Raw genomic sequence first — 10,744 nt, forward strand, 5'->3', positions numbered from 1 at the left:
GGTCTCAGCGCCGTCCGCCTCCTTTGAGGCCCATGAAGGCCGTCATCGTATCGGGCGAGGACATGAGGCCCTTCATGACTTCGGGGTTCGTGAGGAGGTTCATGTAGGCCGGGTTCGAGGTGACGATCCCGGACATCGCGCCGGGGTTGTGCATGAGGCCCTGCGACCCGGGGCAGTCCATCACGGACTTGACGAGCTTCGTCCCGGCCATGGCCGAGGCCGCGCCCGGGTTCTTCTGGAGGAAGCCGACGTAGGAGCCCACGTCGCCGCTCGTCTGAGGGCTCTGGAGCCAGTTCGCCATCGCGCCGGGGCTCGAGCAGTTGCGCTTCACCTTTTCCTGGCTCATGAAGCCCTTCACGACGGCCTCGTTGTTGAGGAGGGCGGCCAGGACCTTCGGGTGCTTCGCCAGGCTCCGGAAGAGGGCGCCGAACGCGCTCTTGTCGCTCGCGAGGTCCTGCGCCTTGGCCGGGTCGGCCGGGAGTCCCGCCTTCACGAGGTCGGCGTCGACGCTCGGCTGGGGACGGTACTCCTGCGGCGGGGCCGACGACGCGGTGCGCGGGTCCCCGCCGGAGGAGGCGTACGCCGCGGGACGCTGACCTCCGGCGTTCGCGGAGAGGTTCTCCGGCGTCTCCCAGAGCGGCTTCACCGCCTGGCCCGCCTGGACGGCGGACGCCGAGGGGTCGGGAAGGCGGGCGTCCCGCTCTTCGGAGGGCGGGAAGGGCGAGGCGACGGGCGGCGGAGCCTCGGCGCGCACAGCGGCCGTTCCTCCGATGGAGCCGGAGCGCATGAGGACGAAGAGGGCCGCTCCGGTGGTGAGCAGGATGAAGAGGACCAGCAGGGCGATGACGCCCGGCGTGATCGAGGAGTCTTCGGAGTCTTCCATCAGAAACCTCCAGGTTTCAGGAGCGTCGAGTAGGAGTCGATGATCCGCGACGCGACCCAGAGGGCCACGGCGAGGTAGGCCAGCGGCGGCAGGGCCGCCACGACGGCGTCGAGCAGGGCCGCGTTGCGCTGCGCGCTCAGGCGCGCGAGCAGGGAGAGCTGTTCGTCGCAGCGGCCGGCGAGTTCGGAGGTTCGCAGGGCGTCGGTTTCGGCGCGGGAGAGCAGCCCGAGCGCGGCGAGGGCGTCGGCGAACGAGGAGCCGGCCGCGGCGGCGTCCAGCGCCCGGCGCAGGCCGGCGTCGGAGGCGGGCAGGCCGGCCGAGGCGGCCGAGAGTCCGACGGCTTTCGGGAAGGGCAGGCCCGTGCGCACCAGCAGCGCGAGCGTCGAGAAGAAGCGCGTCTTGATGAAGCTCGAGATCAGCGGCAGGCGCGCGAGGACCGAGCCCGGCACTCCCGCGAGGACCCAGGCGAGCGCGGCCCCGCCGAGCCAGAGAGGCAGGAGGAATCTCAGCAGGCGCGGAAGGAGCGGGGTCCCGCCGGCGACGCAGGAGGGGATGATCATCAGCGCGGGTGCGACGTGCAGGAGGATGAGCGGGTAGAGGAGTTTCGGAAGGAGCGCGAGCCAGAAGGCGCGCCGGCGTTCGAGTTCCGCTGCGAGGCCCGCGAAGGCCTCGTCGAGGCGGCCGGCGGCTTCGGCCGCCGCCGCGACCTCCGCCTGCCAGGACGGGAAGCCCGCCGCGCGCAGGGCCTCTCCGAAAGACGAGCCCCTCTCGACGCGCGCGAGCAGGTCCGCGCCCTCCCCCGAGGAGGGCCCCAGCGCGCGCAGGGCCGCGTCCGCCCCCAGACCGGAACGGGCGCCTTCGGCGAGGGCCTGGAAGAGGCGGATGCGTCCGGCGCCGAAGAGGCTCATCAGCGGAAGAGTCCCTTCAGGAGCTTCTGCCCGGCGTCTTCGAGGGCCCTGCGTCCCTGGTCGACGGCCTTCTGGACCTCGGGCTGCTTGAGCACCGAGGCCGCGTCGATGGAGACCTTCGGGTCGGCGAGCGGGCCCTTCGCGGTGAAGGTCACGGGCGCCGAGAGCTTCATCCCGGCGGCGGGTCCGGGTTTGGCGTTGATCTTCAGGTCCACGGTCTCGCGGCCGAGGTCGACGGAGCCCGTCATCGTCGCCAGGGCGGCGTCCGCGTCGAGGCGCGATTCGCGGACCTTCGCGACGCCTCCCTTGAGCGCGTAGTCCCCGACGGCTCCGGTGAACCTCACGCGATCGAAGGACGGGAGCAGCGGGACCTTCGCGAGCGCGGAGATCCTCTGCAGGGCGAGCAGCGGGGTGAGGGCGGCGCGGGCGAGCGGGCTGCCGGCCGCGAGCGCGCGCAGGTCCTCGAAGCGGCCCTCGCCGACGCTCCAGCGCATCGCGCCGTCGAGCCGGGAGTTGTCGCCGACGCCGGAGAGGTTCCAGGACAGCTCGCCGCGCGCCGCCTCGAGATTCGGATGCTTGATGCGCTCGACGCTCAGCTTCCCGGAGGTCTTCAGGAGGGTCGTCGCCGGCGTCCTGCGCGCCGAGGCCGTCTCCTTCTTCTCGGCGGCCTCGCCGGCCGGCTTCGGCGGGAGGAGCTTCCCGAGGTCGAGGGTCCCGAAGGAGCCCTCGAGCTTGAGTTCGGGCTCCTTCGCGGCCGGCGGCAGGAAGCCCCGGGCCTGCGCCGAGAGCTCGAAGTCGCTGCCCTCGACGACGCCCTTCAGCCGCGCGCGCACCAGGTCCCCCTCCGCGGAGGCCGTGCCGTCGAGCGCGCTCAGCGCGCGGCCCGACGCGCGCACGCAGACGCCCGCGAGACGGGCTTCGCCCGAGACGCGCGGGGCCGCTTTCGTCCCGGCGAGGCGCAGCTTCATGCGCGCCTTCCCGGCGGGGGCGTAGGGAGCGGCCTGAGGGACGAGCTTCGCGAGGGCCGCGAGGTCGAACTCGTTGGTCTCGGCGGAGAGGTCGAAGGCGGGCCCCTCGTCCGGGCGCACGGTCCCGGACGCCTTCAGTTCCAGAAGCCCCGCCGACGCGGAGAGGCTCGAGAGGGTCAGGACGCGGCCGTCGAAGCGCCCGGAGGCCTTCGCCTGCAGCGGCGGCGGGGCGGCCGGAAGTCCGAGGGCTTTAGCGTCGAGCGCCGGCAGGTCGAGCCGGAGCTGGAAGGAGAGGTCGGGCGCGGGCTTGGCCGACGAGACGCCGCGGACGGCGCCGGAGAGGGAGAGGTCGAGGAGCTTCCCGGAGGAGAGCTTCATCGACTCGACGAGCAGGTCGTCGCCCTTGCGCGCGGCCGCCGCCGACCCTTCGAGGGGGAGCAGCGGGAGCGCCGCGAGGGCCGGGGAGAGCTTCGCGAGCTCCCGGGCGTCGCCTTTCAGACGGAGCGCGAGCTTCGCGCGGTCGAGCGCGGCCCGTCCGCGGAGCTCGAGCTCGAGGCCGGAGAGGGAGACGACGAGCGGATCGGGTTCGAGCACCATGCGCGCGCTCTCCCCCCCGCCGGCGTCGAGGCGCCCGCGCAGGTCGAGCGCGCCGGTCCAGCGCTTCCCCGACGAGGAGACGTCGAAACCGAACGCGAGGGCCAGCGGGAACGCCCCCTCGAGGCGGACCCCGTCGGCCTTGAGGCGCACGTCCTTGAACGCGGCCTTCAGACCGGAGGACTCGTCGGCGTAGCGTACGGACCCGCGCTCGAGGCGGAGCGCGCCGACGTAGAACGAGGCGGCGGCGGAGGGGCTCTTCGCGCCCGCGGCGGATGCGGCGGCGGGCTTTCCGTCCTGGAGGTTCAGGCGTCCATCCCGGCGGCGGCGGACCTCGACGCTCCAGTCGCTGAGGCGGACCTCCCCGACCTCCAGGCGCCGGTGCAGCAGGAGCGGCGCCCAGCGCGGCCGCAGGACGATCGTCCCCGCCTTGAGAGCGACCCCGGCCTTGAAGCTCGGGACCTCCGAGACCTCCAGGCCCGTGAGTTCCGCGCCGCGCAGGCCGATCGCGGCGCCGGCGAGGCGGACCTCCCGGCCGAGGGCGGCGGAGGCCTTCTCGACGGCGAGCGCCCGGAGCTTCTCCGGCGGGAGCGCCCGGCGCAGGACGAGCAGCCCGGCGCCGGTCAGCAGCGCGAGGACGGCGGCGGCGCCGAGCGAGACGACGAGGAGCTTCTTCATGCGTTCACCTTGGAGAGGCGCGCGGTCGAGGGGCCCGTGAAGCGCGCCCGGGGCACCAGCGGGAGCCGGTCGACGCGGAGGCAGTAGTCCAGGTCGATGTCGGCGGAGAAGGGGCGAAAGCGCCGGTGCTCTTCGACGCGGCCGGCGCGCACGACGCGGCGCACGCCCTTGGCGGCCTCCCCGCGGGAGCCGCCGAGGGCTCGGGAGAGGGCCTCGGCGCAGGCGAGGTCCTCCACGGCGTCGCGATGGCCGCTCCAGCGTGCGGCGGCGGGCAGGAGCCGGATCGGTCCTTTCGCCCGGCGCAGGCGCCGCAGGAGCGCGGAGAAGTTCGCGAAGCCCCCGATGAGGACCTCGTCGGCGCCCCGGGCCGCGAAGAGGGCGCGTGCGCCCGTCCCCGTCGTCACCGCCGCGGGGCGCGGCGAGCGGACGCTGAAGGCCATGTGGGGCGAGTTGTCGAAGCGGCGGCCCCGGCTGCGGAAGTCCAGCTCCGAATAGACGTCGCAGCCGGAGAGGCCGGGGAGGCGGCGCAGGGCCGCGGGGGTGCGTGCGACGACGACGCGGCGCCGTCGGGCCGCCAGCAGGGCGCAGACGGTGGTGGAGAAGCGCAGGACGTCGATGACGACGGCGGTACCCCCGCGCGGCGGGCGGCGGTCCCAGTCCCGGACGATGACGGCGTCGGAGGCCATGGGTGTCCCGGATTCTACTTAATCCGCGGCCGGAACGGCCGGGCCTGATCGATGTAAGAGGGCGGGGTCAGCGCTTGCGCAGGCGTGCGCCCGCGGACTCCTCTCCGAGGGCGGCGTCGGGAGCGACGAGGACGCGGCGGTTGGTGCTGTTGAAGATGGAGAAGGCCTGGCCCCCCCGCAGGGAGACGACCCAGCGGCTGGGGCCCGGGCCGCGGTTGAGCGCGTACGCCAGGTCGAGGCGGATCACGGCGCCGGTCGCGGAGCGGGAGGGCGAGAGGCGCAGACCGACGCCGAGGTCGCTGCGGGGGCGGCTGCGGGCGAGCGGGCCCTCGTCGTCGGTCCAGCCGGAGTCGAGGAAGGCCGCTCCGCCGAGATAGAAGAGGTGCCACCACTGTCGGTCGATGAATACGCGGTCCTCGATGTTCAGCAGCATCGTCCGCGTCCCGGCGAAGCTGCGGTTGCGGTAGCCGCGCACGCCGGTGTTCCCTCCGAGCATGAGCTGCTTTTCCCCGTCGAGGGCGCCCGTGGTGTTGAACTCGAAGTGGACGACGAGGGTCTGCGGCAGCGGCTGCGGGATCTTGGCGAAGAGGTTGAGGTTCGCGTAGGCGATCCAGTCCTCGGCCCGGCCGCGCGCGAGGCGTCCCTGGAGCCCCGTTCCCGAGAGCGCGAAGGCCCCCCCGGGCAGGCGCAGGCCCTTCTGCGCGCCCGCGGAGAGCGCCCAGCGGTCGCGGTCGGAGCCCCAGGCCTCGAGCAGGGGGCCCGCGCGCGCGGAGAGTTCCGGGCCGAGGTTGAAGTCCTCGACGCGGCGGATCGAATCGATCTCCGTCTCCTTCACGTAGTCGGCCTGGACGGAGGAGACTCCCGCGTAGGGCCCGGAGAGGGTCCGCCCGGCCGGCAGGGTGCCCGGCTCGGTGTCCGCGCCGGCCGTGAAGACGGCCTTCTCGAAGACGGTCCCCGCGAAGACGCGGTGCGTGCCCCCGCTCCAGGCCGGCAGGCGCGCGCCGAGCTCCGAGCGGACGGAGCGCCAGTCCTCGTTGAACTTCGAGCGCTCCTCGGCGGCGCGGTAGAGGCTCTCGTCTCCGATGATGCGCGCCCAGGAGAAGCGCGCCGACCAGGGGGTGTCCAGCGAGAAGAAGGGCCGCTCGACGAGCATCCCGTTGGAGTCCCCGTCCGGGGCCTGAGTGAACAGCCCGAGGAGGCGCCAGCGCGAGCCGAGGAGACGCGGGTCCGCGAAGCGCGTCTCGCTGCGGGCGTCGCCCCCGATCCAGGCGTGATGGAACGAGAGGGCGCGTCCCGTGCCGAGGAGGTTGTCCTCCGCGACGCCGGCGATGAGGTAGTGGTCGCCGCCCTCGGTCCCCATCGAGACCTGCGGCTTGAGGGTCCAGGCGTCGACCGTGCGCACGCGCAGGCCGCCGTCTTCCGCGGGGAGGACCTCGGCGGCGCGGATGAAGCCGAGTGCGCGCAGGTTGCGTTCGGTCTCGAGCGCCTTACGCGCGTCGAAGGGCTCTCCGGGCGCGAGGAGCAGCTCCCGGCGCACGACCTCCGAACGGGTGAGGACGTGGATGCGGTTCGCGAGACGGAAGAGCCACTGGTCCTCGCCGGGGCGCGAGAGGTCGAAGACGTTGCCGCGCTCGAGCTCGAGCTTCCCCCCCGCGCGGACCGGGCCGGGCGGCAGGAGGATGAGGAGGACGGCGACCGCCGCGAGGGCGGACATCCGGGAAACGCGTCGTCGCCGAATCCCCGTCACGGATTCGGGCTACCGTTCCTTCAGGCGGCTGAGGATCGTCGAGGTGGCGTGGGACTTGTTGAGGGTGTAGAAGTGGATCCCGGGCGCTCCGCCCTCGAGGAGGCCGCGGCACTGGCGCAGCGCCCACTCGACGCCGTAGCGGGCGACCGCCGCGCGGTCTTCGGCGAGCGGCTCGAGGTCCGCGATCATGCGCGCGGGCAGGCGGGCGCCGCAGAGCGCGGTGAACTTGCGGGTCTGGGCGAAGCTCGTCACGGGCATGATGCCGGGGACGATGGGGCAGCGGAGGCCCGCGCGGCGGGCGCGCTCGACGAAGGCGAAGTAGTCGGCGTTGTCGAAGAAGAGCTGGGTGATGATCCAGTCCGCGCCCTCCGCGACCTTCTCCTTGAGCCGCCGCAGGTCCTCCTCCATGGAGGGCGCCTCGGGGTGCTTCTCCGGATAGCCGGCGACCGCGACCGCGAAGCGACCGCGCGCGCGGACCCGTCGGACGAGGTCGGCGGCGTAGGGCAGCTCGCGGAGCTCCGGGGGAGGCGCGCTGCCGTCCTGGGGCAGGTCCCCGCGCAGCGCGACGATGTTCTCGATGCCGAGCGCGGAGATGCGGTCGAGCAGGGCGTCGATCTCCGCGCGGGTGTGGCCGATGCAGGTGAGGTGGGCCGCGACCGCGATCCCGGTCTCGCGCTGGATCCAGGCGGCGGTGTCGAAAGTCTTCTCGCGCGCGCTCCCCGCCGCGCCGTAGGTGATGGTGAGGAAGGCGGGCTCCAGCCGCCGCAGGTCGCGGACGACGGCCTCGAAGGCGGCGACGTCCTCGGTCGTCTTGGGCTGGAAGAACTCGAAGGAGAAGACGGGTTTTCCGCGCCCGAGCAGTTCGGGGATCCTCATCGGACGACAAGGATACTATTTCTTGGAGGAGTCCTTCTCGGAGATGCGGCCCTGGGCGGTCTGGAGGAGCTTCTTGTACTCGTCGACGAGGTCCGGGTCCTGGTTGACTTCGAGGGCGACGCGGTAGTCTTTGGCGGCGTTCGCGAAGTCCCCCATGTTCACGTAGGCCGAGGCCCGGTTGCGGTAGAAGCGGTCGGCGTCCGAGCGCAGGGCGACGGCGCGGCTGAAGTCCTCCACGGCCTGAGCGTACTCCTTGCGCTGGAACCGGCAGAGGCCGATGCCGTTGTAGGCCGCGGGGCTCTGTCGGTCGATCTGCAGGGCGAGCGCGTAGTTCTCCTGCGCCCGCGCGGGGTCGTTGAGGAAGAAGCGCAGGTTCCCGGCCTTCATGTAGGCGTCCGGGTCCTTCGGGTTCATGCGCACGGCTTCCGACGCGGCCCGGAGGCCCTCGGCGTAGCGGCGGCGGGCGGTGAAGAGGGTGACGAGCGCGATGTTCGCGTGCGGGTCGGAGGGCGCGAGCTCGAGCGAGCGGCGCAGGTCCTGCTCGGCGGCGTCGAAGCTCTGCTGCTCGATGAGGGCGAGTCCGCGGTCGAGGTGGGCCGCGGCGACGGCGGCGTCGAGCTCGAGCGCGCGGGTGTACTGGATGATGGCGCGGTCGTAGTGCCCGGCGTTCGCGAGGGCGTGTCCTCGAACGAGGTGCATCTGAGCCGTGTCGTCGTCCTTGTCCATGGACGACTCGAGGCGGTCGATGAGGTGGCGGTATTCGCGGGCGTTCTCGAGCGGCTCTCCGAAGTTGAGGTCCGCGACCCGGGCCTGGTAGTCGAGGAGCATGGCCTCGCGGTAGACGGCGTCCGCCTCGCGGTACTGGCGCAGGGCCGCGTGGGCGACGGAGCGCGCGAGCGAGGCGGCGGCCTGCGGGACCCCGAGCCGGTTGCCTTCCTCGAGGTCGCGGACCGCCTGCGCGTATTCCTTGAGCTGGAGATAGGCGAGGCCGCGCTGGAGCAGCGCGCCGGGGTGCTGGCCGTCGAGCTCGAGCGCGCGGCTGCACGCGCCCGCGGCGTCGCGCGCCTTCCCCATGAGGCGCAGCGCCTGGCAGCCGTACGCGGGGGGCTCGGGGGAGCGCGGATCGAGCTCCGCGGCGTGCATGAAGTCCCGCAGGGCTTTCTTGTAGTCGCCGAGCCCTCCCCAGGCGAGACCCCGGTAGAGGTACGGACGCGAGGACTTGGGGTCGAGGTCCACGGCCTCGTCGAGGACTTCGACGGCCTTGCGGAACTCGCGCGCCTTGAGGCGGAAGGAGCCCAGCGCCGTGCGGATCGCCGCCGACTTGGGGTTCTTCAGCAGCGCTTCGTCGGCGTCCTGCAGGGCGCGGACCCGGTCCCCGAGCGCGTAGAGCGCCTGCGCGCGCAGGAGCAGGCAGGTCTCGGCCGGGCCCTTGAGCTCGAGCGCCCGCGTCGCGGCCTCGACGGCCTTGCGGAAGTCGCGGCGCTGGATGCGGGCGGCGGCCAGGTTCAGGAGGTAGGCGGGGTTCTCGGGAGAGAGCTCGAGGGCCCTCGTGATGTCCTCGACGGCGCGGTCGTAGTCTTTGAGCGCGTTGGCGTAGAGGGCTCCCCGGTTGTTGTAGGCGTCGGCGAGGGCGGGGTCGGCCTCGAGGGCGGCCGTGTAGTCCTTGAGCGCCTCCTCGGGGCGTCCCAGGCGCGCGCCCAGCGCTCCGCGGGCGGCGAGGGCCGGCGCCCAGCGGGGGTTGAGGTCGAGGGCGCGGCGCAGGTCGTAGTCGATGAGACGCGCTTCGGCGCCGGTGCGCAGGCGCAGCTGCGCGCGCACGGTGTAGGCGGCGAAGGAGCCGGTGCTCGTGCGCACCGCTTCGTCGAGGTCGCGCAGGGCCTCCGCGTCCTTGCGCTGGGCCTGGAGCGCCGCCGCGCGTTTGAGGAGCGCGCGCTCCGCGAGCGGCAGGGCGTCGCGGCCGGGCAGGGAGCCCGCCGCCGCGAGCGCCATCGAGTACATCCGCACGGCCTCGACGGGCTGGGCGTTCTGCATGAAGCGGTCCCCGGCGCCGAGCGCGGGCTCGGGGCGGTCGATGCGCAGCGCGAGCAGGCGGCGCAGGTCGGCCATGCCCGCCTCGCGTTCTCCGCGGCGCAGCTGCGCCTCCGCGCGGTTGTAGTAGACCGCGTAGTCGTCCGGCGCCGCGCGTACGGCCTCGTCGAAGTCCTTGAGCGCCGAGCGCGGGTCGGTCTTCATGCGCACGGCGGCGCGGCCGAGATAGGCGCCGGCGTAGTCGGGGTTCAGGAGCAGGGACTTCGAGTAGGCGAGGATCGCGCGCTGGTCGTCGCCCTTGGCGGCGAAGATCTGCCCGAGCATGGCGTAGGGGAGGAAGAAGCGCGGATTCCCCTGCAGGGTCCGGGTGAGCTCTTCGACGGCCTTGTCCTTGTAGCCCAGCTCGAAGAGTCCCCGGGCGCGGTTGTAGCGGGCCATGAGCAGGTCCGGGGCGATCTTGAGCGCGCGGGAGAAGTCCTTGACCGAGCCCTCGAGGTCTCCGCGCAGGCGGCGCAGGCGGCCGCGCGCGAGGTAGGCGTCGGCGTATTCGGGGTCGAGCGTGAGGGCTTGCGCGACGTCGCGGTCGGCTCCGTCGGGGTCGCCGAGCAGGAGGCGGGCGCCGGCGCGGGCGACCGCGTCCTCGGGCCGCTTGAGCGCGGAGATGCGCAGCGCGCAGCGGGCGTCGGCCTCCGCGCCTGCGGCGTCCCCGAGCGCGTAGCGCGCCTGCGCGCGCGCGGCGCAGGCGACGGCGAGGTCGGGGGCTTCGGAGAGCGCCTTCGTCAGGGAGCTGAGCGCGTCGGCGACGTCGCCGCGCCGGTAGAGATCGAGGCCCTCCAGGAACCAGCGGCGCGCGTCCTTCGCTTTCTCGGCGGCCGGAGACGGCGGCGCCGCGGCGAGGGCCATGAGGAGGAACAGCAGGATTCGTTTCATGAGCGGGGCGCCCGCGCGGAACGCCTCCGTCCGCAACTATAAAGGATGCGTGTTACCATTTCTTTTCGTGTTTTCGGCCGGGCCGAAAACACGAAGGGCTCACTGCACGACGCGCACGCGCAGGCGGATGTCCTCGAGCACGGCCGCGACGGCCTCGCAGCGCTCGAGCGGGCCCTCATAGACCACGGCTTCTCCCCGGGAGTGGACCTCCCAGGAGAAGCGGCGCGCCGAGGAGAGCGAGCAGCGGATGGCCTTGATGAGCTGGCGCTCGACGTCGTCGAAGGTGTGGCATTCGCAGTTGAAGAGGACGACGCGCCAGCCGAGGCCGCGGCCCGAGACGTCCGAGGTCCCGGGGAGCTCTTCGGTGATGGACGCGCCGGTCGAGGAGGGTCCGCTCATGTCCCGATTATATATGTTCTTATTAAGGGAGGAACCCTTGACTTTTC

General features: G+C 72.9%; 8 protein-coding genes. All 8 read right to left on the reverse strand.

Annotation, left to right across the window (positions count from 1 at the left end; genetic code table 11):
• Window positions 1–4: 4 nt before the first annotated feature.
• Window positions 5–883, reverse strand: coding sequence for a hypothetical protein (locus tag WC969_06420; GenBank protein MFA6029467.1), 879 nt, complete (start codon window positions 881–883; stop codon window positions 5–7).
• The gene (locus tag WC969_06425; protein MFA6029468.1) at window positions 883–1,791 is read right to left on the reverse strand and encodes a type II secretion system F family protein; all 909 of its coding nucleotides are present in this window, start codon (window positions 1,789–1,791) and stop codon (window positions 883–885) included. The genes WC969_06420 and WC969_06425 overlap by 1 nt, the downstream gene beginning before the upstream one ends.
• On the reverse strand, window positions 1,791–4,031 hold the full coding sequence (locus tag WC969_06430; protein ID MFA6029469.1) for an AsmA-like C-terminal region-containing protein: 2,241 nt from the start codon (window positions 4,029–4,031) through the stop codon (window positions 1,791–1,793). Before WC969_06430 ends, WC969_06425 begins: the two co-directional genes overlap by 1 nt.
• On the reverse strand, window positions 4,028–4,717 hold the full coding sequence (locus WC969_06435; protein MFA6029470.1) for a 2-phosphosulfolactate phosphatase: 690 nt from the start codon (window positions 4,715–4,717) through the stop codon (window positions 4,028–4,030). The genes WC969_06430 and WC969_06435 overlap by 4 nt, the downstream gene beginning before the upstream one ends.
• A 67-nt stretch (window positions 4,718–4,784) precedes the next feature.
• On the reverse strand, window positions 4,785–6,431 hold the full coding sequence (locus WC969_06440) for a hypothetical protein (protein ID MFA6029471.1): 1,647 nt from the start codon (window positions 6,429–6,431) through the stop codon (window positions 4,785–4,787).
• A gap of 42 nt (window positions 6,432–6,473) precedes the next feature.
• On the reverse strand, window positions 6,474–7,340 hold the full coding sequence (gene metF, locus WC969_06445; GenBank protein MFA6029472.1) for a methylenetetrahydrofolate reductase [NAD(P)H]: 867 nt from the start codon (window positions 7,338–7,340) through the stop codon (window positions 6,474–6,476).
• 15 nt (window positions 7,341–7,355) lie between these two features.
• Window positions 7,356–10,298 carry a tetratricopeptide repeat protein gene (locus WC969_06450; GenBank protein MFA6029473.1) on the reverse strand — a complete coding sequence of 981 codons (2,943 nt, stop codon included), beginning with the start codon at window positions 10,296–10,298 and terminating at the stop codon, window positions 7,356–7,358.
• Between the two features lie 99 nt (window positions 10,299–10,397).
• On the reverse strand, window positions 10,398–10,697 hold the full coding sequence (locus tag WC969_06455) for an ATP-dependent Clp protease adaptor ClpS (protein MFA6029474.1): 300 nt from the start codon (window positions 10,695–10,697) through the stop codon (window positions 10,398–10,400).
• Window positions 10,698–10,744: the final 47 nt, after the last annotated feature.

This window comes from Elusimicrobiota bacterium, assembly GCA_041660925.1.
Lineage (GTDB): Bacteria > Elusimicrobiota > Elusimicrobia > UBA1565 > UBA1565 > JBAZUV01.

What these genes read in the sequence shown, in the direction of transcription:
- WC969_06425 (MFA6029468.1), bottom strand. Translation starts at nt 1,791, where the DNA reads ATGAGCCTCTTCGGCGCCGGACGCATCCGCCTCTTCCAGGCCCTCGCC.
- WC969_06440 (MFA6029471.1), bottom strand. Translation starts at nt 6,431, where the DNA reads ATGTCCGCCCTCGCGGCGGTCGCCGTCCTCCTCATCCTCCTGCCGCCC.
- metF (MFA6029472.1), bottom strand. Translation starts at nt 7,340, where the DNA reads ATGAGGATCCCCGAACTGCTCGGGCGCGGAAAACCCGTCTTCTCCTTC.
- WC969_06455 (MFA6029474.1), bottom strand. Translation starts at nt 10,697, where the DNA reads ATGAGCGGACCCTCCTCGACCGGCGCGTCCATCACCGAAGAGCTCCCC.
- WC969_06430 (MFA6029469.1), bottom strand. Translation starts at nt 4,031, where the DNA reads ATGAAGAAGCTCCTCGTCGTCTCGCTCGGCGCCGCCGCCGTCCTCGCG.
- WC969_06450 (MFA6029473.1), bottom strand. Translation starts at nt 10,298, where the DNA reads ATGAAACGAATCCTGCTGTTCCTCCTCATGGCCCTCGCCGCGGCGCCG.
- WC969_06435 (MFA6029470.1), bottom strand. Translation starts at nt 4,717, where the DNA reads ATGGCCTCCGACGCCGTCATCGTCCGGGACTGGGACCGCCGCCCGCCG.
- WC969_06420 (MFA6029467.1), bottom strand. Translation starts at nt 883, where the DNA reads ATGGAAGACTCCGAAGACTCCTCGATCACGCCGGGCGTCATCGCCCTG.